Origin of the sequence: Devosia aurantiaca, assembly GCF_011058215.1 — a bacterium.
GTDB lineage: Bacteria > Pseudomonadota > Alphaproteobacteria > Rhizobiales > Devosiaceae > Devosia > Devosia aurantiaca.
This window is the reverse complement of the sequence record NZ_JAALFG010000001.1, coordinates 144,341-165,099: the sequence shown is the minus strand read 5'-3', so window position 1 is coordinate 165,099 and position 20,759 is coordinate 144,341. Positions and strand designations below refer to the sequence as shown.

Below are 20,759 nucleotides of genomic sequence, written 5' to 3'. Positions count from 1 at the left end.
ATGGCAGTTCCCGTCCGACATGTTGCCGTCATCGACATCGGCAAGACCCACGCCAAGCTGGCCCTCGTTGATCTTGAGGCTCGCGCGGAAATCGCCGTGTGCAAGCAGCAGAACACGGTGGCGGCGGATGGCGACTATCCCCATTTTCCCGTCGAGCCGCTCTGGCAGTTTCTCGTCGAAGCACTGGCCGAGCTTGGCAAAACCCACCCCATCGACGCCATTTCCGTCACCACGCATGGCGCCACTGCCGCTTTGCTCGACGAAAGCGGTGAACTTGCCCTGCCGATCCTCGACTATGAATATGCCGGGCCGGACGCGCTTGACGATGAGTACAGGGCCGTCCGCCCGCCGTTCGCCGAAACCGGTTCACCACGGCTTCCGGCGGGCCTCAATCTCGGGGCACAGCTGTTCTGGCAGCAGCGCATTTTTCCGGAGCGTTTCGCCCGCGTTCGCCACATCCTGACCTATCCGCAATACTGGTCGTACCGGCTCACCGGCGTGCTGGCGACGGAAGTGACGAGCCTTGGCTGCCATACCGACCTCTGGAATCCGGCGATCGGCGACTTTTCGTCGATGGTCCGCGCGCTGGGCTGGACCGAGCTCTTTGCGCCCGTGCGTCTTGCCGGCGATCGCCTCGGCACAATGCGGCCAGAGCTTGCCGCAGAGCTAGGGCTCTCGCCGCAAACGCCCGTCTTCTGCGGCGTCCACGATTCCAATGCCTCGCTCCTGCCGCATCTTTTGACGCGACAACCGCCGTTTGCGGTCGTCTCCACCGGCACCTGGGTAATCTCGATGTCGATCGGCGGCTCATCGCCGGCGCTCGATCCCGATCGCGACACGCTGATCAACGTCAACGCCTTCGGCCAGCCGGTGCCGTCGGCGCGCTTAATGGGTGGTCGCGAGTTCACGCAGGCGACCGCCGGCCTCCCCGATGGCCACAGCGAGCAGGATCTCGCCGACGTTCTGGGCCAACCCATCCTGTTGCTGCCCTCGCTCACCCCCGATCGGGTCCGTTCCCCCATGCCGCCCCGCAATGGCTGCCGCAGCAGCCGAACGAACCCGGCCGACAGCGTGTCGCCGTGTCCTTTTACCTCGCGCTGATGACCGCCACCTGCCTCGATCTGACCGGTGCCGAAGGACCGATCATCGTCGAAGGCCCCTTCGCCGCCAACGAGCTGTTTTTACGCATGCTGAGCGCTGCCAAGGGCCGGCCGGTCATCGCCGAAACACTGGCACTGACCGGCACCAGCATCGGCGCTGCCCTCCTGACGCAAGATCATGCTCCCTCCGCGCAAGCCGCCGCACAGATGGAAATCGTCACCGACCCGCAATGGCACGCTTACCCCGCTGCGTGGAAAGCGAGCCTGCGCAGCCAAAACCGCTGACCGCCGTTCCATAGACTGACTAGCTATGGAGCCCGACTTGAAGAACGATCAGCCGACTGACAGTGAACGCGCGGCGATGCAAACCATCATCGGCAGGGCTCTCAAGGCCAGGAACGAGAGCGGCAAAGCGGGTATTGCTGCCAGCATTATCCGCGACGGGCAGGAAGTCGGCGCCGGCGAGAACCAGGTGCGGTTGCAGTCCGACCCCACCAAGCATGCCGAAATGGTGGCGCTGACCGCGGCCGCGACCCAGCTCGGCACGACCGATCTATCCGATTGCGTCATGATCTCGACCCTGCAGCCCTGCGAAATGTGCCTTTCGGCGATGCGCTTTGCCGGCATCAAGCGGGTCATCTTCGCGGCGACGCAAGAAAAGGTCGCCGGCAAGTATTTCGTCTTTCCCGGTCTTTCCCTCCAGGATTTTCAGAAGGCCGGCGAGCCCTTCACCGCTCTGGGCGGTGTTTTCGAAGACCAAGTCCTCAAGCTCTATGAGCATGGCGACGAGTAGCGGCGATCACGAAGCCGTAAACTTGGCACATTCCCCGCCTAGCCCTGTCAGCCGGTTTCCGCATTTCGGGGGCCGGCTCATAGCGCTGCGACCAGCGCAATTTCAAATGTTCAAATCGCGAAGGGTTATGCCCGTGTTCAAGATTTTGCCCATTCTCCCTCTTTTGGCCTTTGCTTCAGCAGGCGTCGCCTACGCCAAGACTTTGTTGCTCCCGGCACCGCGCTGGCGGTCGGCGAAGAAGCCAGCGTTCCTTTTCTCATCCCCAACGGCCCGGAAGTGCCGATCGCGCTTACCGTCACCGAGATCGAAGCGGGCGATATTGCCGATCTCGGCAATTTTGAAATTCCCGCCGGCTTCGATGATGCCCGGCCCTATTACGTGCGCTTCACCTATGCCAATGCCGGCGCCGAAGACCTTGCCAATTACCAGGTCGCCGGCTTTGTCGGTTTCGATGCCGAGGGTGCCGAAATCATGCCCTCGATGACCATGGGCGGCAGCGAGCCGTTCACCGCCTGCCAGAATATTGCCCCTTCTGCCCTCGCCGAAGGCGAAAGCGCCGAGGGCTGCGTCCTCTTTCTCGTGCCTGACGATGGCGAACTCGCATCGGTCGGCTATCGCGGCAATTACCGCTACGAAGAAGGCAAGAACACCGAGGCCGATTTCCCGATCTACTACGATCCAGTGCTTTGGACTGCGGAGCAAGCCAGCACCAAGAGCAAAGGCGCGGTGATAGCCCCCGCCAACTAAATTGCCTAATTGAGGGTCAGCTAAGGCCGCTTTCGCCAAGTCGCGAAGGCGGCCGTTCTTTGTCGATGAGAACAAGCACGCCTTTGAGGGCGCGAGCGATACACGCTATGAGGATGCATTCCGGCCAGAAGGCTGCTGCCTCTCGGTCACGCCCATCGACATTGCAATTCCTCAGGAACACCCATGCTCACCTTGTCTCGCCTCGATCTCGCCGACGCCCGCAAGCTTTTGGAAGGCGCGCGCGAAAAGCCGTCGCCATCGGTGTTCCCATGTGCATCGCCATCACCGATGAAAGCGGCAACCTGATCGCCTTCGAGCGCATGGATGGCGGCAAGATCACCAGCGTCACCATCGCCATCGACAAGGCTTTCACCGCCGGCGCTGCGCGCAAGGCCACGCATGAATATGGCACGGCCAGCCAGCCGGGCGCTGCCGCCTACGGCATCGGTCGGCGATCGGCGGCCGCCTGATGGTGGTTGGCGGCGGCCTGCCTGTGTTGGTTGGTGGCGACGTCGTCGGCGCGATCGGCGTCAGTTCCGGCACGCCGCAGCAGGACATGGAGGTCGCGCAGGCCAGTATCGACCACTTCCTGCGCGGCCTCTGATCTCGCCAGTTAAAAGGGGAGGGCTTAAAGAAGCCCTTCTGCCTTGAGGTCGGACCACAGTGCATCGGGCACATCCGTATCTAGGCTGGCCAGATTCCGCTCGAGATTGCGCGTGTTCGACACGCCCAAGAGAACCGAGGCGACCGCCTCATGGCGCAGTGGAAAATGGAGGGCTGCCGTCGCCAGCGGCACGCCGTGGGCGGCGCAGACGCGCTCGATGTGCTGCGCCTTGGCGATGACTTCGTCCGATGCTGGGGCGTAGTTGAACATCGCGCCCGGCTTGGGCCCCGTGGCCAGGATGCCGGAATTGAACACGCCGCCGACGACGAGGCTGGCGCCGCGATGGCGGCAGGCCTCGAGCAGGGGTGCAGCGCTATCGTGGTCGAGCAGCGAATAGCGCCCGGCAAGAAGGAAGCAGTCCAGATCAGCGTGTTCGAAAGCGTCGAGGCAGACCTGCACCTCGTTGACGCCGAGTCCGATGGCTTTGACGAGACCCTGTTCGCGTAGCTCCACCATGGCCTTGAGGCCGCCGTCGAAGGCGATCGGCTGCCAATGCGCATTGGCATCGCCATGGGTGTCGGTGCCGATGTCGTGCATGTAGAGCACGTCGATCTGGTCGAGGCCGAGCCGCTGCAGGCTGTCCTCGAAGGAGCGCATGACGCCGTCATAGCTATAGTCGTATTCCTGCTCGAAGGGCAGGGGATCGGTAAAGCCATAATCGGTCATGGTGCGGCCGCGTAGCGGCGTCAGCAAGCGCCCGACCTTGGTCGAGAGCACATAGCTGTCGCGCGGTTTTTGCCGCAGGAAATCGCCCAGCCGACGTTCGCTGAGGCCATGGCCATAGCGGGGCGCCGTATCGAAGAAGCGGATGCCGGCATCCCAGGAGCCATGGAGCGTTGCTTCGGCATCGTCGCGCGTAGCCGGCTTGAAGAGATTGCCGATGCCGCCGCCGCCAAAGCTGATGGCGGTGACATCGAGGCCGGTGCGGCCGAGCGGGCGGGTTTGCATGGGATCAGCCTTTAAACTCATTGGCGGCAATGGATTGGCGCTTCATCTCGATCGAGAAACCCGGGAGCTTGGGCGGCATGTAGGCGGCGTTTTCAATGACGCAGGGCTCAAGGAAATGCTCGTGCAGGTGATCGACATATTCGATCACACGACCGTCCTTGGTGCCGGAAACGACCAGGTAGTCGATCATCGAAAGATGCTGCACATATTCGCATAGGCCGACGCCGCCAGCATGCGGCCACACGGCCTTGCCGTATTTGGCGGCCATCAGCAACACCGAGAGCACTTCGTTCAAGCCGCCGATGCGGCAGGCGTCGATCTGGACGATGTCGATGGCGTCGCGAGTGATGAACTGCTTGAACAGGATGCGGTTCTGGCACATTTCGCCGGTGGCGACTTTGACCGGGGCGACGCCGTCACGGATCTTGCGATGGCCTTCGACATCGTCCGGGCTGGTCGGCTCTTCGATGAAGAAGGGGTTGAAACGCTTGAGTTCGTTCACCCAATCGATTGCCTGGTCGACTTCCCAAACCTGGTTGGCGTCGATCATCAGGTAGCGATCCGGCCCCATGATCGATCGCACGATTTCGAGGCGGCGGATGTCGTCGGCCAGATCGCGGCCGACCTTCATCTTGATATGGTTGAAGCCGGCTTCGACCGCTTCGGTCGCAAGCCTCGTCAGCTTCTCGTTGGAATAGCCGAGCCAGCCGGCGGAGGTCGTGTAGCAGCTGTAGCCCTCGGCCCGGAGCGTCGCGATCCGCTCTGCTTTCCCGGCTTCAGCCTTGCGGAAAATGGCGAGTGCTTCCTGGGGCGTGATGGCGTCGGTGAGGTGAGGTAGCGGAAGTCGATGATGGAAACGAGCTGCTCGGGGCTCATTTCGGCGACATAGAGCCAGACCGGCTTGCCGGCCTCCTTGGCAAGGAGGTCCCAGACGGCGTTGACGACGGCACCGGTGGCAAGATGCATGGCGCCCTTGTCGGGGCCGATCCAGCGCAGCTGGCTGTCGCCGGTGACGTGGCGCCAGAAGCGGCCAGGATCTTGGGCAATCCAGTCGAGATCGAGGCCGACGACGCGATCGGTCAGCGCCTTGATCGCCGCCACCACAACCTCGTTGCCGCGGCCGATGGTGAAGGTCAGGCCATGGCCCTCGAGGTCGCCATCGGTCCCTAGGATGACATAGGCGGCCGAATAGTCCGGATCGGGGTTCATGGCGTCCGAGCCATCGAGCGATGCCGAGGTCGGAAAACGCAGGTCGTGAGTTTTGAGGGAAGTGATCTTGGTCATGGTTGCGCTTTGGATGCCACGACCTCGTGGTTCGACAGGCTCACCATGAGGTCTACTGCGGGCTCACAATTGATTTGCAAGACCTCATCCTGAGCCTGTCGAAGGACGAGGTCTGGGCACGCTGTCACGCCGTCCATCCACCATCAATGATGTGGACCTGGCCGGTCGTATAGGTTGCGCCTGCAAGGTAGACCGCAAGATCGGCGACCTCTTCCGGGCGGGCGATGCGACCGATCGGCTGGCGCGCGATAAAGGCTTTCCGCGCGCCCTCGAAGTCGCCGGTCGCGGTCCAGCGCTCATGGAGGCTTGGGCTGTCGACCGTGCCGGGGCAAATGGCGTTCACGCGGATATTGCTGGTCGTGTAATCGGCAGCGATCGACTTGGTGAGGCCGACAACGGCTGCCTTGGAAATCGTATAGGCGGCGCGGTTGGGCACGCCTTTGATCGACGACGCAACCGTTGCCATGTTGATGATGGCGCCATCCTTGCGTTCCAGCATCTGCGGCAGGATGGCCTTGATCGTCCTGATCTGCGCGCGGACATTAAGGTCCAACGCAAAATCGAGATCGCTGTCGCTCATGTCGAGCAGCGCGCCGTTATGCACGACGCCGGCGCAGTTGAAGAGCACGTCGATGCGGCCGATCTCCGCCACGGCCGTGCGCACAGCCTCGTCGGACAAGACATCGAGCCGGCGCGTCGTGACATTGGGCACGCCTTCGAGCGCCGCGAGCTTTTCACTATTGATGTCGGTGGCGATCACCTTGGCACCCGCCTCGGCGAAGGCGCGGACGGAGGCTTCGCCGATGCCTTGCGCTGCAGCGGTAATGAAGACGATTTTTCCGGTGAGGTCGGCCATGATGATCCTGGAAGAAAACCGGGCAGCGCGATGCTGCCCGGCCTTGGAGAAGATATCAGTCGTAGAGGACAGCCGCGATCTCCGGGTCGGCCATGTTGGACTTGTCGTAGTAGTTGAAACCCGAGTCGATGATGGCGGGCAGGGTTTCGCCCTTGAGCGCGCCGATCGCAGCCTTGACGGTTTCGTAGCCGATGCCGACCGGGTTCTGGGTGATAGCGCCGGCCATGGCACCGGACTCGATGAAGCCCTTCTGGGCAGCGCCCGAGTCGAAGCCGATGACGACGATGTTGCTGCCCAGCTCGGTCTTGCCGTTGACGACACCGATGGCCGAGCCTTCGTTGGCGCCGAAGATGCCCTTGAGGTCCGGGTTGGCAAGGAGGATCGACTTGGTGATTTCAGTCGATTGCAGCTGGTCGCCGCCACCGTACTGAACGCTCACCACTTCGATATTGGGGTGGGCTTCCTTGATGCGGTTGACGAAGCCATCGACGCGGTCGATGCCGGTGCGGCTGGTCTGGTCGTGGGCGACCACGGCAACCTTACCTTCGTCGCCGATCAGTTCGGCCATCTTGTCGGCGGCAAGCGCTGCCGCGGCAACGTTGTCGGTGGTGACGGTGGTGACCGGGATGTCGCTATCGACGCCACTATCGAAGGCGATGATCGGGATATTGGCGGACTGCGCCTGCTGCAGCTGCGGCGTTGCGGCCTGCGAATCGAGGGCAGCAAGGCCGATGGCGTCGGGCTGGCGGGAAAGGGCGGCAGCCAGCATGTCGAGCTGACGATCGACCTGGGTTTCGGTTTCCGGACCTTCAAAGGTCACGGTCACGCCGAACTCTTCGGCAGCCTGGTCGGCGCCAGCCTTCACGGCCTGCCAGAACTGGTGCTGGAAGCCCTTGGAGATGATGGCGATGTCGTAGTTTTCCTGCGCGAAGGTCGGGCCGCTGGCGGCGGCCAGCATGGCGACGGCGCTGATGGCGCCAAGCAGGGTGCGGCGGGTGAGCATGGTTTTCCTCCCAGATGCTGCGTTGAAGCGTTTGCCTATTTTCTTGTTCTTGTTGGCGCCGGAGCGCTGTTGGTGGGTCGGCGCCTAAAGTGCGCGGCGCCGCAGTATGTCGGCATAGACGGCCAGGATGATGATGCAGCCGGTCACCACCGTCTGCCATTCCTGAGCCACCGATAGGATGCGCAGGCCATTGGCCAGCACGGAAATAATGAGCGCGCCGATCAGCGTGCCCAGAACGGTGCCGCGGCCGCCTGACAGCGAGGTGCCGCCGATGACCACGGCCGCGATGGCGTCGAGCTCATAGCCCTGGCCGAGCGCCGGCTGCGCCGAATTGAGGCGGCTTGCGATCAGGAGGCCGGCAACGCCGCAGATGGCGCCCGTCACCGAGTAGACGGCGATCTTCCAGCGATCGATGTTGACGCCGGAAAGACGCACGGCCTCTTCGTTGCTGCCGAGCGCAAAGGTGTAGCGGCCGAGCGCGGTCTTGGAGAGCACGAAGGCAGCTATCAGCGCCACGGCAAAGAGCACCAGCACGCCATTGGGCAGCGGCACGGCGGGGAAGATCTGCCCGATGAAGGAGCCCAGGGCGATCTGGTTGAAGCCGGGCGTGTCGTTGAAATAGATGGGCTTGGTGCCCGAGATCACCAGCGACAGGCCCTTGAGGATCAGCATCATGCCCAGGGTGGCGATAAAGGGCGGCACCTTGAGCTTGGCGATGATGGTGCCCGAGACGAGGCCGCTGGCAGCGCCGGCAAGGATTGCGCCCAAAATACCCACCGGCAGCGGCAGGCCCCAATAGGTGAGGATGACACCGGCAACGACCGCGCAAAATGTCATCAGCGTGCCGACCGAAAGATCGATGCCGCCAGTGATGATCACCAGCGTCGCGGCGATGGCAAGGACGCCATTGACCGAAGTCGCCTGCAGGATCGCGAGGATATTCTGCGTCTGCAGGAAGTTCGGCGAGGCCAGCGAAAAGGCGACGATGAGCGCAATCAGGCCCGAAAAGGCAAGCAGCCGATGGAAGGCGCCGGAAATGCGGGGGCCGGTCTTGGCGGCCGGGGCGGGGGCGGTGGTGTCGGTCATGCTGGTGCTCCCGAAAGGTGGACGGCGGCAAGAAGGGTGAGGCGGCTAACTGGCATGGCGCACCGCCATGGCTGGTTCGCGCAGGGTCGCAAGGCCCATGATTTCTTCCTGGCTGGCGCCGCCGGGCAGGATGCCGGTGAGGCGTCCCTCGCACATGACGGCGATGCGGTGCGACAGGCGCAGCACTTCGGGCAGCTCGGAGGAGATCACGATGATGGCCTTGCCCTGGGCGGCCAAGGCATTGAGCAGCTTATAGATTTCCGACTTGGCGCCCACGTCGATGCCGCGTGTCGGTTCGTCGAAAATCAGGATGTCGCAGTCGCGCAGGAGCCACTTGGCGATCACGACCTTCTGCTGGTTGCCGCCAGAGAGGAGCCGCGCTTCCTGCGTGTCGCTGGGCGTCTTGATCGCGAGCTGGCGAATATAGCTCACCGCCTCGCGCTGCATGCCGGCTTCGTCGAGCACGCCGATGGGGCTGGTGAAGCGCTCGAGACTGGCCAGCGCCACATTGTTGCGGACGTCGAGCCCGGTGGCGAGGCCGAAGTGCTTGCGATCCTCGGAGAGGTAGCCGATGCCGGCGGCGACGGCATCCTTGGGCGTCGAGATGCTGACCCGCTGCCCATGCACGAAGATGTCGCCGCTTTCGCGCCGGTCGGCCCCGAAAATGGCGCGCGCCACCTCGGTGCGACCCGCACCCATCAGACCGGCAAAGCCCAGGATCTCGCCCTTGCGCACCGCAAAACTGACGTCGCGGATTTCGCGGCCACGGTTGAGATTGCGCACTTCGAGCGCCACCGGCTGGCTCGCCGTATCGGGGATCACCAGGGCGTCGTTGGACAGCGTGCGGCCGACCATCATCGAAATAATGGTTTCGATCGGCGTTTCCGCGCCCGGCACGGTGCCGACATATTCGCCGTCGCGCATGATGGTGACGCGATCGGAGATGCGCTTGATCTCATCCATCTTGTGCGAAATGTAGACGACACCCACCCCTCCGCCTTGAGGCGGTTGATGATGGCGAAGAGTTCGGCGATTTCGGCGTCGTTGAGCGCCGCCGTCGGCTCGTCCATGATCAGGACGCGCGAGCGATAGGACAGCGCCTTAGCAATCTCGACCATCTGCTGCTTGGCAATGGTCAGCGTCTCGACCTTGACCGTCGGCTCGAGCTTTAGGTTCATCGACTGGAAGATCGCGGCGGCGTCGCGGTTGAGCTGGCCTTCATCGAGGATGCCGAAGCGGCGCGGCTCGCGGCCGATGAATATGTTCTGCGCCGCCGTCAGGTCGCGCATCAGCGCCAGTTCCTGATGGATGATGCCGATGCCCAAATCCTGCGCCTGGCGCGGCGAGCTGATCTCCACCGGCTGCCCGTTCAGGAGCACCGTCCCGGCATCGCGGGTGTAGACGCCCGAGAGGATCTTCATCAGCGTCGACTTGCCGGCGCCGTTCTCGCCCATCAACGCATGCACCTCGCCGGGCAAAAGTTCGAAACGGGCCTTGGACAGCGCGCGGACGCCGGGGAAGGATTTGTCGATCTCGGTCATCACGACCAGCGGCTGCACACCGGCACCCGCGGACATGGATCGCTCCTGACCTGACATCCTCATCCTCCCAAGGTCCGCAGCATCTCTCATGGAGCCGTCTTGACCTGCCCGAGTGAATTTCAAATCGAATAGGCTGTCAAGTGGTCATACCAGTAGACCAGCGCGAAACTCTGCGCTAAGGTTTGAGCGAGACGGCAACGACTGTCTCGGGGAGCAATGAAACTTCAAGCCGTTTCCAACCGCAAACTTTATATCCAGATCGCCGACCAGATCCGGGACCAGATCCTGCTGGGTGCGGTCGAAGCTGGGCAGCAATTGCCGTCCGAGCGCGACCTGGCGACGAGCCTCAATGTATCGCGGCCAACGGTGCGCGAAGCGCTGATCGCGCTTGAGGTTGCGGGCTTTGTCGAGGTGCGGGTTGGCGTCGGTGCCTTTGTGCGCGATCAGGGCAAGGCCGGTGCGGCCCTCCCGGACGAAAACCATTCACCCCTCGAAATCATGGAAGTGCGGCGCTTGCTCGAGCCGGAAGCGGCTGTGCTTGCCAGCCAGCATATTTCGGCCGAGGGCAAGGCTCGCCTCAAGCTCAGCATCGAGCGCCTGGGTGCCGACAAGGCCAACGGTCTCTGGTCGACCGACAGCGATCGCATGATGCACATGACCATTGCCGATGCGTCGGGCAATTCGATGCTGCGTGAAATTCTCGACCTGCTCTGGAATTCTCGCTCCGAAGTGGTCGACACGCGCTTCCATGAACATCTGGGCGCTATGGCCGAAGTCCGCGAACATATTTTCATCGACCACAGCAAGGTGGTCGAAGCTATCGTCCACGGCGACGCCGATGCGGCACGGGACGCCATGGCCGACCACCTCGATTTTGTCACCGCCGCGATGATGAAGGCGTGGGACTGAGCTTTAGACGAAAGAGTTTTGCCATGCAGGCGCTACGCATTACCAAACCCGGACTGGCGGAAATCGCCGACATCGACGTGCCTGTGCCCGCTCAAGGCGAAGTGGCGATCGACGTGGCCTATGTCGGCTATTGCGGCTCGGACCTCACCTCCTACCGCGGCCTCAACCCGCTGGTGAGCTATCCGCGCGTTCCGGGGCACGAGATCGCCGGCACGGTCGCTGCAGTTGGACCGGGCGTCGACGGACTGGAGATCGGCCAGTCGGTGACGGTGATCCCCTATTTCAATTGCGGCCAGTGCAAAGCCTGCCGCGGCGGAAAGCCCAATGCCTGCGCCTTGAACGAGACCATGGGCGTGCAGCGCGAAGGCGCAATGACCGGCCGCGTCGTCGTTCCCGCCGGCAAGGTCTTGCCCGTCGATGGCATGGCCCTGCGCGACTTGGCGCTGATCGAGCCCTGTGCCGTCGGTTTTCACGCCGTGCGCCGCGCCGCTGTTACAAATGGCGAGACCGTCTTGGTGCTGGGCTGCGGCATGATCGGGCTCGGCATCATCATGGGTGCCTTGCGCGCCGGGGCGACCGTCATTTCCGCCGACCTCAGCCCCGGCAAGCTCGAAACCGCCAAGGCGCTAGGGGCCGCTCACGTCCTCGAAGGCGGTGCGGGCCTCGGTGACCGCTTGCGTGCCCTCGTGCCGGAAGGGCCGGACGTGGTCATCGAAGCCGTCGGCGCCGAAGCGACTTTTCTCCAGGCCGTAGACCTCGTCGCTTCGACCGGACGCGTCGTCTATGTCGGCTATGCCAAGGCGCCGATCGCTTATGACACCAAGGTGTTTTTGACCAAGGAGCTCGACATCCGCGGCTCGCGCAACGCCACGCCCGCGGATTTCGAAGCCGTCATCGAGTGGCTCAGCACCCATCCCGGTGCCGGCGATCTCGTAGTTTCGGAAACAGTGAGCCTTGAGGATGCCCCCGTGCCCTCGAGGCCTGGCACCAGGCGCCGGGCGACTTCACCAAGGTCATGGTCAAGCTCGGCGCATAGCCGCTGGCACATCTCTCCTAGTGGCTGTAGCGTAGCGACACGCACGGAGGAGGATCCATGCTGGACGCCGCGGCTATCGAGGAACCAGGCATTGCCTTTGCGGCACTGCCCTATGACGTCGGTCTAGATCCTGACGATCCGGCGTCGGTATTCACGCTGCTCTCATTGGGCCTCGAACACGGCGTGCCCGGCGCGCTCCTCACCATTATCGACATTTCCGGTGGCGCGCCGCGCGGGCTCGGGGCGCAAATGGCGGTTCTGGCCGATGGCCGCTATTGTGGCTACGTCTCTGGCGGCTGCGTCGAAGCTGCGGTCGCGGCCGAAGCCATGCGCGCCATCGAAGCCGGGAAAGACGAAATCCTGCGCTTCGGTACGGGTTCGAAATTCATCGACATACGCCTGCCCTGCGGCGGCAGCATCGATGTCCATGTCCATGTTCGGCCCGATGCCACGATCATCGCAGAAGCGCTGAACCTGCTCGCCGCGCGCAAGACCTTTTCCCTCCGCTTCGATACGGCAGCGTCAAGCGTCAAGCTCACACCGCATTCGGCGCCGCGGGCGCGCAGCGAATGGCAGGCGTTCGTTTTCGTCCGTCACTATCATCCGCTAACGCAGCTTTTGCTGATCGGCGAAGGACACGAACTGGTAGCGCTGGCCCGTCTCGGCTGCGCCGCCGGACTGCCGGTGCGCGCCTATATGACGGCCGAGGCTGGCTCGGATCAGGTTCAAACTTTCGGCGCTGCCGTTACCCTTCTCGATGGCGCCGACCTGCCCGAGCTGCCCGCTGACCCCTTCACTGCCATCGTGTTTCTGCTGCACGACCGCTTCAAGGAAATGCGGCTTCTCGAAAGCGCGCTCGGCTACGATCCCTTCTATGTCGGTGCCCTGGGCAGCCGCCGCACCCATGCCGCGCGCGTGTCACGGCTCGAAGCTGCCGGTGTCAGCGACAGCCGCATTGCGGCGCTGAACGGACCTATCGGACTGTTCGGCCCGACCCGCACCGCCTCGGCCCTGGCCATCTCGGTGCTCGGCGAAATCACCGACGCTCGCGTGCGGCTGGATGGTTGAGCCAGACCAGGGCGCCGTCGTGGTCCTCGCGGCCGGCCTCTCCCGCCGCTTCGGCGCCGACGACAAGCTTCTCGCCGATCTCGATGGCCAGCCCCTCGTCCAGCATTGCGCGGAAACCCTTTCCCGCCTCGATTTCGCTCATCACATCGCCGTCTGCCAGGACAACTCGCCGCTCACCACCCTCTTCGCCGATCGAGGCTTTTCCGTCCTCATCAACCCTGACAGCGCCCAGGGCCAGGCCTCATCCCTCGCACTCGGCGTGGCGGAAGCCGCCAAGCGCGATGCCAATTTCGTGCTGATCTGCCTCGCCGACATGCCCTTCATTACCGCCGAGCACCTGCTCCACCTGGTCGACGTTCTGGACCACACCCCCAATGGCGTCGCCGCCTCGGCTGCGCACCCGGACGCTCCACCCACCCCACCGGCGATCTTCGCTGCACAACATTTCCCGGAACTCATGGCCCTCACCGGAGACCAGGGCGCCCGCCACCTCTTGCGCCAGGCTCAGATCGTCATCTCCGGAGAAGGCGAGCTCGCCGACTTCGACACGCCGGCAGACTTCGGCTAGCCGTGCATCGACAGCTTGAGGCTATGCGTTGACGGGCCGGAGTGAATCGACCAACGCTGCCGCCCTGATGGCAAACCTCGTCTACTATTCGTCCAGCTCTGAAAACACCCATCGCTTCGTGCAAAAGCTCGGGCTACCGAGCACGCGGCTGCCGGTCGATGCCGCTTCGGAGCCGCCCACGGTCGACGAACCCTTTGTCCTGGTGCTGCCCACTTATGGAGGCGGCGACGGCAAGGGCGCGGTGCCCAAGCCGGTGATCCGTTTTCTCAACAACAAGACCAATCGCGAGCTGATCCGCGGCGTCATCGCCGCCGGCAATACCAATTTCGGTACCGGCTATGCCCTCGCCGGCGACATCGTGGCGCAAAAATGCGCCGTGCCGCTGCTTTATCGCTTCGAGCTTTTGGGCACAGCGGAGGACGTGGTCGCGGTCAAGGACGGGCTCGCCCGCTTCTGGGCTCAGACCGGCTCGGGCACGATGGTTGCAACGATGGACGCATCCAGGGCCTCGTAATCGGCCAGCCCGATCTTTTCATAGAGCTCGGCGCGCGTCTGCATTTCGGGCACCATCGCCTGGGTCGAGCCATTGCGGGCCAGCGTCGCATAAAGCTTTTCCTGCGCCTTGTTGGCGACGCGCAGCGACGACACCGGCCAGATCACCATGCGGTAGCCCATGGCTTCGAATTCGCTGGCGGTAAAGAACGGCGTGCGGCCGAATTCGGTCATGTTGGCGAGGAGGGGACGCCCGGCATGCGGGCGGCAAATTCGCGGAACATGTTGGCCGTGGTCAGGGCCTCGGGGAAGATCGCGTCGGCGCCCGCTTCCATATACATTTTGGCGCGGGCAACGGCGCCGTCCATGCCTTCGCTGGCCGCCGCATCGGTGCGGGCGACGATATAGAGGTGACGGCGCGCCCGGGCGGCAGCGGCGACCTTGGCGGCCATGTCATGGGCCGTCGCGAGCTTCTTGTCGTTGAGATGGCCGCATTTTTTAGGAAGCAACTGGTCTTCGATATGAACGGCGCCGGCGCCGGCATCCTCGAATGTGCGGACCATATGCATGACGTTGAGCGCTTCGCCATAGCCGGTATCGCCATCGACAAGGAGCGGCAGTCCGCTTGATCGCGCAATCTGGCGAATAAAGAAGCTCACTTCATCGACGGTGATGATCCCAAGATCGGGCAGGCCCATCGATGCGGTCATCGCGGCGCCCGAAAGGTAGAGCGCCTCAAAGCCCGCCGCCTTGGCCTGGAGGCTTGCCATGCCGTTATGGGCGCCGGGGAGCTTGAGGATACCGCCGCGTTCGATCAGGGCGCGGAAACGTTCGCCGGCTGGGGCGGTGGGGAGGTCAGCGGAAACGAGATAGGGCATCGGTGTGTCTCAGCGGCGATCGATGGGAATGAATTCGAGGTCTTCGGGCCCGGTATAATTGGCCGAGGGGCGGATGATCTTGTTGTCCTCGCGCTGCTCGATCACATGCGCGGCCCCAGCCTGCCGTGCGGGCAATAACGAAGAGCGGGGTGAACATGGCGGTCGGCACGCCCATGGCATTATAGGAAACGGCGCTGAACCAATCGAGATTGGGGAACATCTTCTTGGCATCGGCCATGGTCGTCTCGATGCGCTCGGCAATGTCGAAAAGCCTTGTCGTGCCCGCCGCCTCCGAAAGCGAACGGGCCACGTCCTTGATCACCACATTGCGTGGATCCGAAATCGTATAGACGGGATGGCCGAAGCCGATGATGACTTCCCTGGCCTCGACCCGGGCGCGAATGTCGGCCTCGGCTTCGTCCGCCGTCCGGTAGCGCTTCTGGATATCGAAGGCGACTTCGTTGGCGCCGCCATGCTTGGGGCCGCGCAGCGCGCCGATGGCGCCGGCGATCGCCGAATACATGTCCGAACCGGTGCCGGCGATGGTGCGGGCGGTAAAGGTCGAGGCGTTGAACTCGTGCTCGGCGTAAAGGATCAGCGAGACGTTCATAGCCTGTTCATGCGAGGGGTCCTGGACCCCTCCATGCAAAAGCGTCAGAAAGTGACCGCCGATGGTTTTGTCGACAGTTTCTGTTTCGATGCGACGGCCATTATGGGCGAAGTGGTACCAATAGAGCAGCATCGAGCCGGTCGAAGCTAGGAGCTTGTCGGCGATGTCGCGGGCGCCGCTGCCGTTATGGTCATGCGCTTCGGGCAGCACACAACCGAGAACCGAAACTCCGGTGCGCAAGACATCCATCGGATGCGTCGCTGCCGGCAAGACTTCGAGCGCGCGCTTCACCACGTCCGGCAGGCCGCGCAAAGCCTGCAATTTCCGCTCGTAAGCCGCCAGTTCCTGCCGGTTTGGCAGGGTTCCGTGCACCAGAAGGTGGGCGACTTCCTCGAAACTGCATTGCCGCGCCAGGTCCAGAATGTCGTAGCCGCGATAATGAAGATCGTTGCCGCTGCGGCCAACGGTGCAGAGCGCCGTATTGCCGGCAACCACCCCTGAAAGGGCCACCGATTTCTTTGGCTTGAACGCAGTCATGGACACCCATCCTCGCACATTTTTGTCAACAGAACGATTGAACTCAGGCTCTAACTTATCATAGGCTAGCCGACAAGACGGGATTATGTCGACAAAAGACCCGTTCGCAAGGAGGATTTAATGAAGATCAAGACAGCCCTGGCGTCCCTGGCGCTATTCGGCGCCCTCGCCACCGGCGCCGCGCAGGCCCAGGTCAATGTGATGCTGCCGGCCAATCCGGGTGGCGGCTGGGATGGCCTTGGCCGCCAGGCCTTCCAGGCCATGAACGATGCCGGCATTTATACCGAAGGCGTCAACTTCACCAATACCGGCGGTGCCGGCGGCACTGTTGGTCTTGCCGAGTTCCTGGGCACCTCGTCGGGCCAGCCCGATGCGCTGGCCGTGTTCGGCGCCATTACGGTGGGCGCGATTGAGCTCAACAATTCGCCGATCAACCTGGCCGAGTTCAAGCCGGTCGCCCGCATGACCGCCGAATATCTCGTGGTCGCCGTGGCCGCTGACTCGCCCTACAACACGCTGGCCGACCTCGTTGAAGCCATCAAGGCCGATCCCGGCGCGCATCCGCTCGGTGGCGGTTCGGCCGGTGGCGTCGACCACATCGCACTGGCGCTTCTCGCGCAGGAAGGCGGCATTTCGGTCGCCGACCTCAACTACATCCCGCAGACTTCGGGCGCCGAAACGGTCACCGCCATCGTTAACGGCACGCTGACCGCGGGCGTTTCGGGTACGTCCGAATTTGGCCAGTTCGCTGAACAGGGCCGCATCAAGATCCTCGCCGTGACCTCGGCCGAGCGTCGCGAAAACCTGCCCGACGTCCCGACCTTCACCGAAGCCGGATACCCGGTGGAACTCGCCAACTGGCGCGGCATCCTTGCGGCTCCCGGCGCTCCGGAAGAAAACACCGCTCTTTGGGTCGATCGCTTCACCCAGCTGTCGCAGAGCGATGCCTGGAAGCAGGTTCTCGCCACCCAGGGTTGGGAAGACTTCTTCCTTGCCGGTGATGAGTTCGGTGCCTTCATTGCCGAAGAAACCGAGACACAGGGCCAGATCCTGAAGGACGCTGGTCTTGTCCAATAACGGCAACCCGACGCCGAACACTCTGGAAGGGGGCAGCCATCTGGCTGCCCTGCTCCCTCCCGTCCCTACTGGATCGGCATTGGCCTCATGGTCATAGGCGCGGTCTGGCTGGTCAACGCTTATGGCCTGCCGCAGGGCGCGCGCTATGCTGCCGTTGGTCCCGGGCTCTTCGTGACCATTTCGGGCGCAGCGCTGCTGATCCTTGGCGCTATCCTCATTCTCCAGATTTGGCGCGGCGAAAGCTTTCAGCCGCAGGACGCTGAAGACGCCCTTGCTGATGCCAAGATGGACAAGCGCGCCTTTTTGACGGCGCTGGTCGCCGTGGCTGTACCCGTCGCGACGATGGGCCCCCTGGGCATGCCCTTTACGGCGACTCTTTCCTTCGTCCTCGTTGCTAATGCCTTCGGGTCGCGCCGCTGGTGGATGGACCTAACTTGCGGCGCCATCCTTGCCTGCGCGTCCTGGTTCCTGTTCAGCCAGCTCGGCCTGCAGCTCGGGCGCTTTTTCCCGCCACTGGGGTTCTAGGCCATGGATACTCTCGGGCTTCTTCTGCAAGGCTTTGGCGTTGCGCTTCAGCCGGTCAACCTCATGTGGGCGTTGGTCGGGTCGGTGCTCGGCACCGCCATCGGCATCCTGCCCGGTATCGGTCCGGCACTGACCATCGCGCTGCTTTTGCCGGTGACGACAGCACTGGCGCCGACCTCGGCCTTCATCATGTTCGCCGGCATCCTGTATGGCGCCATGTATGGCGGCTCCACCACCTCGATCCTGCTCAACACGCCGGGCGAAGCCGGCTCGATGATGACGGCGCTCGAGGGGAACAAGATGGCCCGCGCCGGTCGCGGCGCCGCGGCGCTGGCGACCGCGGCCATCGGCTCCTTCGTTGCCGGCACTTTCGCGACGCTGGCGCTGACTTTTGCCGCGCCCTTCGTTGCGGAACTGGCCTTCTACTTCAAGCCGACCGACTATTTCGCCATCACGGCGCTGGCCTTCTGTTCGGTTGCCGTGGTGATGGGTGCCTCGCGCACGCGCGGCTTCATCTCGCTGTTTTTGGGCATAGCCATTGGCGTCATCGGCATCGATGCGATGACCGGGCAGCCGCGCCTCACCTTTGGCAATATGCAGCTGTTGCGCGGTATTGCGCTCACCGTCGTGCTGGTGTCGCTCTTTGCCGTGGGCGAAATCCTTTATGTCGCCAGCCGCTATCGCAGCGTTCCCGGCGTCATGGCGCCGGTCAAGGGCAAGCTCTGGATGACGCGGGAAGATTTTGCCCGCTCCTGGAAACCCTGGCTGCGCGGCACCGCCATCGGCTTCCCCATGGGCGCACTTCCGGGCAGTGGCTCGGAAATCCCGACCATGCTGAGCTATACGCTTGAGCGAAAGCTCTCCAAGCACCCCGAACAGTTCGGCAAGGGCGCCATCGAGGGCGTTGCCGGGCCGGAAGCTGCCAACAATGCCGCCGCCGCCGGCATCCTCGTGCCCCTGCTGACGCTGGGCCTGCCCACGTCGGCCACCGCCGCCGTGCTGCTGGCCGCTTTCCAGAACTATGGCCTCCAGCCCGGCCCCTTCCTCTTCACCTCGAACCCGGCGCTGATCTGGGGCCTCATTGCCTCGCTCTATGTGGGCAATGTGATGCTCCTGGTGCTCAACCTGCCGCTGGTCGGCATCTGGGTGCAGTTGCTGCGCATCCCGCGACCGCAGCTTTATGCCGGCATCCTCGTCTTTGCCATGATCGGCGTCTGGGGCTTGGCCGGTTCCTGGGTGGACCTGGCCATCATGTTTGTGGTCGGTCTCGCCGGTTATGTGATGCGCGTCTACGACTTCCCCATTGCCCCGGTGCTGATTGGGTTGATCCTCGGCCCCATGGCCGAAAACCAGCTGCGCACGGCGCTTGCGGCAGGCCAGGGCAATCCGATGGTGCTGGTCTCGACCCCGCTTTCGGCCATTCTTCTCACCATCGCCGTGCTGCTTTTGGCGCTGCCGATCCTCCTCAAGCGCTTGCGCGCACACGCCTGATCTTTCTCCTAAGGACAACGACCCAATGAAGACCTACGACGTCAAGGTTCATCCCTCAGCCGCCAACCTGCCCCGCGAAGGGCAGCTGGCCTGGCACATTGCCGAGTTTGCGGCCAATTGCGGCCCGCTTGATGCCGATGTGTCCGAGATGATCGCCTGCCGTATCGTCGACAATGCCAGCGTGGCGCTGGCCGCGATCAACCGCGCTCCAGTCGCTGCAGCGCGTGCCATGGCGCTGGCCCATCCGCGCAAGGGTGGCGCGACCCTCTACGGTCTTTCCGGTGTTCGCGTCGATGCCGAATGGGCGGCCTGGGCCAATGCCACGGCGGTACGCGAGCTCGACTATCACGACACCTTCCTCGCCGCCGACTACTCGCATCCGGGCGACGCCATTTCGCCGCTGATTGCGGTGGCGCAGCAGATGGGTCTTGATGGCGCAGCTTTGGCGCGCGGCATCGCCGTGACCTATGAAGTGCATGTGGCGCTGGTGAAGGCCATTTCGCTGCACAAATACAAGAAGGACCACGTCGCGCACCTGGCACCCGCCACCACCGCCGCGATCGGCGCCATGCTCGGATTGTCGACAGAAGTGATCTTCCAGGCCGTCAACCAGGCGGTGCACCTCTCCTTTTCCACCCGCCAATCCCGCAAAGGCGAAATCAGCTCCTGGAAAGCCTATGTTCCGGGCTTTTCAGGCAAGCTTGCGATCGAATGCGTCGACCGCGCCATGCGGGGCGAGAAGTCGCCCTCGCCGATTTATGAGGGCGAAGATTCCGTCATTGCCTGGATGCTCGGCGGCAAGAACGATGCCTACCAGGTGTCACTCCCGACGCCCGGCGAAAGCCCGCGCGGCATCATGGAGACCTATACCAAGGCTCATTCCGCCGAATATCAGGCGCAGGCGCTGATCGATCTTGCGATCGATCTTTCCAGCCAGATCGGCGATCTCGGCCAGGTCAAGGACATCCTCCTCGAGACCAGCCACCATACGCACAACGTCATCGGCACCGGCGCCAACGACCCGCAGAAGATGGATCCGGAAGCCAGCCGCGAAACGCTCGATCATTCGATCATGTATATTCTTGCGGTCGCGCTCGAAGACCGCAAATGGCATCATGTCGACAGCTATACCCGCGAGCGTGCCCGCACGCCTTCGACCGTTGCCCTCTGGCACAAGATCCGGACGGTGGAAGAACCCACCTGGACCACGCGCTACCTCGACCCTGATCCGGACAAGCGCGCCTTCGGCGGCAAGATCATCGTCACGCTTGACGATGGCCGCGTGATCACCGGCGAGCGCGGCGTGGCCGATGCTCATCCCAATGGCAACCTTCCCTGGACCTGGCCGGACTATGCCGGCAAGTTCGAGAGCCTGACGCGCGACGAGCTCGGCGACGCCGAACGGCAGAGCTTCCTCGACGCCGCCAAGGGCTATGCCGGCCTCCCGGCCGGGGGTCTCGATGCGCTGCTTCCGGTGCTCAAGTCCGGTGCGGTCACGCCGTCCCAGCCCACCGGCCAGGGCATTTTCGACCACGGCCTCTAAGTC

The 20,759-nt window shown here is 63.5% G+C and carries 17 protein-coding genes and 5 pseudogenes; 14 read left to right on the top strand and 8 right to left on the bottom strand.

From position 1 onward, the window contains the following. The 5 genes and pseudogenes from G5575_RS00895 (at nucleotide 1) to G5575_RS19715 (ending at nucleotide 3,244) form a co-directional block, all read left to right on the top strand. Nucleotides 1-1,385: pseudogene (locus tag G5575_RS00895) on the top strand (FGGY-family carbohydrate kinase). A gap of 37 nt (nucleotides 1,386-1,422) precedes the next feature. Next, a complete protein-coding gene (locus tag G5575_RS00890) occupies nucleotides 1,423-1,893 on the top strand; it encodes a nucleoside deaminase (protein ID WP_164532697.1) in 471 nt (156 codons plus the stop codon). Between the two features lie 276 nt (nucleotides 1,894-2,169). Then, nucleotides 2,170-2,640, top strand: a complete 471-nt coding sequence (locus G5575_RS00885; RefSeq protein WP_164532696.1) for a hypothetical protein — start codon at nucleotides 2,170-2,172, stop codon at nucleotides 2,638-2,640. A gap of 269 nt (nucleotides 2,641-2,909) precedes the next feature. Next, nucleotides 2,910-3,110, top strand: coding sequence for a GlcG/HbpS family heme-binding protein (locus G5575_RS19720; RefSeq protein ID WP_235935486.1), 201 nt, complete (start codon nucleotides 2,910-2,912; stop codon nucleotides 3,108-3,110). Then, nucleotides 3,110-3,244 (top strand): heme-binding protein, encoded by a 135-nt coding sequence (locus G5575_RS19715; RefSeq protein WP_235935485.1) that lies wholly within the window; start codon nucleotides 3,110-3,112, stop codon nucleotides 3,242-3,244. The genes G5575_RS19720 and G5575_RS19715 overlap by 1 nt, the downstream gene beginning before the upstream one ends. A 24-nt stretch (nucleotides 3,245-3,268) precedes the next feature. On the opposite strand, the gene G5575_RS00875 is transcribed toward G5575_RS19715, so the two are convergent. The 6 genes and pseudogenes from G5575_RS00875 to G5575_RS00850 all read right to left on the bottom strand — a co-directional run bounded on the left by G5575_RS00875 (nucleotide 3,269) and on the right by G5575_RS00850 (nucleotide 10,058). Continuing rightward, nucleotides 3,269-4,252 carry an aldo/keto reductase gene (locus tag G5575_RS00875; RefSeq protein ID WP_164532695.1) on the bottom strand — a complete coding sequence of 328 codons (984 nt, stop codon included), beginning with the start codon at nucleotides 4,250-4,252 and terminating at the stop codon, nucleotides 3,269-3,271. 4 nt (nucleotides 4,253-4,256) lie between these two features. Beyond that, nucleotides 4,257-5,536, bottom strand: a pseudogene (locus G5575_RS00870) (L-fuconate dehydratase). A 124-nt stretch (nucleotides 5,537-5,660) separates the two neighbouring features. Then, nucleotides 5,661-6,392 carry an SDR family oxidoreductase gene (locus G5575_RS00865; protein WP_164532694.1) on the bottom strand — a complete coding sequence of 244 codons (732 nt, stop codon included), beginning with the start codon at nucleotides 6,390-6,392 and terminating at the stop codon, nucleotides 5,661-5,663. A 55-nt stretch (nucleotides 6,393-6,447) separates the two neighbouring features. Then, a complete protein-coding gene (locus tag G5575_RS00860; RefSeq protein ID WP_164532693.1) occupies nucleotides 6,448-7,395 on the bottom strand; it encodes an ABC transporter substrate-binding protein in 948 nt (315 codons plus the stop codon). Between the two features lie 84 nt (nucleotides 7,396-7,479). After that, the gene (locus G5575_RS00855; RefSeq protein ID WP_164532692.1) at nucleotides 7,480-8,481 is read right to left on the bottom strand and encodes an ABC transporter permease; all 1,002 of its coding nucleotides are present in this window, start codon (nucleotides 8,479-8,481) and stop codon (nucleotides 7,480-7,482) included. 45 nt (nucleotides 8,482-8,526) lie between these two features. Then, nucleotides 8,527-10,058: pseudogene (locus G5575_RS00850) on the bottom strand (sugar ABC transporter ATP-binding protein). 180 nt (nucleotides 10,059-10,238) lie between these two features. Between G5575_RS00850 and G5575_RS00845 the strand changes: the two are divergent. The 5 genes from G5575_RS00845 to nrdI all read left to right on the top strand — a co-directional run bounded on the left by G5575_RS00845 (nucleotide 10,239) and on the right by nrdI (nucleotide 14,117). After that, a complete protein-coding gene (locus G5575_RS00845; RefSeq protein WP_164532691.1) occupies nucleotides 10,239-10,931 on the top strand; it encodes a FadR/GntR family transcriptional regulator in 693 nt (230 codons plus the stop codon). Nucleotides 10,932-10,954: 23 nt separating this feature from the next. Then, nucleotides 10,955-12,094: a zinc-binding alcohol dehydrogenase family protein gene (locus G5575_RS00840; protein ID WP_207632956.1), complete on the top strand. Its 1,140-nt coding sequence runs from the start codon at nucleotides 10,955-10,957 to the stop codon at nucleotides 12,092-12,094. Further along, nucleotides 12,025-13,035: an XdhC family protein gene (locus G5575_RS00835; protein WP_164532690.1), complete on the top strand. Its 1,011-nt coding sequence runs from the start codon at nucleotides 12,025-12,027 to the stop codon at nucleotides 13,033-13,035. The genes G5575_RS00840 and G5575_RS00835 overlap by 70 nt, the downstream gene beginning before the upstream one ends. Then, on the top strand, nucleotides 13,028-13,603 hold the full coding sequence (locus G5575_RS00830) for a nucleotidyltransferase family protein (protein ID WP_164532689.1): 576 nt from the start codon (nucleotides 13,028-13,030) through the stop codon (nucleotides 13,601-13,603). Before G5575_RS00835 ends, G5575_RS00830 begins: the two co-directional genes overlap by 8 nt. 67 nt (nucleotides 13,604-13,670) lie before the next feature. Further along, nucleotides 13,671-14,117: a class Ib ribonucleoside-diphosphate reductase assembly flavoprotein NrdI gene (gene nrdI / locus G5575_RS00825; RefSeq protein WP_164533697.1), complete on the top strand. Its 447-nt coding sequence runs from the start codon at nucleotides 13,671-13,673 to the stop codon at nucleotides 14,115-14,117. Here the strand turns inward: nrdI and prpB are convergent. Then, a pseudogene (gene prpB / locus G5575_RS00820) lies at nucleotides 14,063-14,973 on the bottom strand (methylisocitrate lyase). The gene nrdI and the pseudogene prpB sit on opposite strands and share 55 nt — an antisense overlap. Before the next feature lie 9 nt (nucleotides 14,974-14,982). After that, nucleotides 14,983-16,120: pseudogene (prpC, locus tag G5575_RS00815) on the bottom strand (bifunctional 2-methylcitrate synthase/citrate synthase). A 120-nt stretch (nucleotides 16,121-16,240) separates the two neighbouring features. Between prpC and G5575_RS00810 the strand changes: the two are divergent. The 4 genes from G5575_RS00810 (at nucleotide 16,241) to G5575_RS00795 (ending at nucleotide 20,756) form a co-directional block, all read left to right on the top strand. Beyond that, nucleotides 16,241-17,197: a Bug family tripartite tricarboxylate transporter substrate binding protein gene (locus tag G5575_RS00810; protein WP_164532688.1), complete on the top strand. Its 957-nt coding sequence runs from the start codon at nucleotides 16,241-16,243 to the stop codon at nucleotides 17,195-17,197. Nucleotides 17,198-17,269: 72 nt separating this feature from the next. Continuing rightward, entirely contained in the window at nucleotides 17,270-17,722 is a 453-nt protein-coding gene (locus tag G5575_RS00805) for a tripartite tricarboxylate transporter TctB family protein (protein ID WP_328765893.1), read from the top strand. 3 nt (nucleotides 17,723-17,725) lie between these two features. Further along, nucleotides 17,726-19,213, top strand: a complete 1,488-nt coding sequence (locus G5575_RS00800) for a tripartite tricarboxylate transporter permease (protein WP_164532686.1) — start codon at nucleotides 17,726-17,728, stop codon at nucleotides 19,211-19,213. A gap of 25 nt (nucleotides 19,214-19,238) precedes the next feature. After that, the gene (locus tag G5575_RS00795; protein WP_164532685.1) at nucleotides 19,239-20,756 is read left to right on the top strand and encodes an MmgE/PrpD family protein; all 1,518 of its coding nucleotides are present in this window, start codon (nucleotides 19,239-19,241) and stop codon (nucleotides 20,754-20,756) included. The last annotated feature ends 3 nt before the right edge of the window (nucleotides 20,757-20,759 follow it).

Coding starts and splice junctions, on each gene's coding strand:
- G5575_RS19720 (WP_235935486.1), top strand. CDS start 2,910: ATGTGCATCGCCATCACCGATGAAAGCGGCAACCTGATCGCCTTCGAG.
- G5575_RS00840 (WP_207632956.1), top strand. CDS start 10,955: ATGCAGGCGCTACGCATTACCAAACCCGGACTGGCGGAAATCGCCGAC.
- G5575_RS00855 (WP_164532692.1), bottom strand. CDS start 8,481: ATGACCGACACCACCGCCCCCGCCCCGGCCGCCAAGACCGGCCCCCGC.
- G5575_RS00835 (WP_164532690.1), top strand. CDS start 12,025: ATGCTGGACGCCGCGGCTATCGAGGAACCAGGCATTGCCTTTGCGGCA.
- nrdI (WP_164533697.1), top strand. CDS start 13,671: ATGGCAAACCTCGTCTACTATTCGTCCAGCTCTGAAAACACCCATCGC.
- G5575_RS00795 (WP_164532685.1), top strand. CDS start 19,239: ATGAAGACCTACGACGTCAAGGTTCATCCCTCAGCCGCCAACCTGCCC.
- G5575_RS00865 (WP_164532694.1), bottom strand. CDS start 6,392: ATGGCCGACCTCACCGGAAAAATCGTCTTCATTACCGCTGCAGCGCAA.
- G5575_RS00875 (WP_164532695.1), bottom strand. CDS start 4,252: ATGCAAACCCGCCCGCTCGGCCGCACCGGCCTCGATGTCACCGCCATC.
- G5575_RS19715 (WP_235935485.1), top strand. CDS start 3,110: ATGGTGGTTGGCGGCGGCCTGCCTGTGTTGGTTGGTGGCGACGTCGTC.
- G5575_RS00810 (WP_164532688.1), top strand. CDS start 16,241: ATGAAGATCAAGACAGCCCTGGCGTCCCTGGCGCTATTCGGCGCCCTC.
- G5575_RS00845 (WP_164532691.1), top strand. CDS start 10,239: ATGAAACTTCAAGCCGTTTCCAACCGCAAACTTTATATCCAGATCGCC.
- G5575_RS00830 (WP_164532689.1), top strand. CDS start 13,028: ATGGTTGAGCCAGACCAGGGCGCCGTCGTGGTCCTCGCGGCCGGCCTC.
- G5575_RS00860 (WP_164532693.1), bottom strand. CDS start 7,395: ATGCTCACCCGCCGCACCCTGCTTGGCGCCATCAGCGCCGTCGCCATG.
- G5575_RS00800 (WP_164532686.1), top strand. CDS start 17,726: ATGGATACTCTCGGGCTTCTTCTGCAAGGCTTTGGCGTTGCGCTTCAG.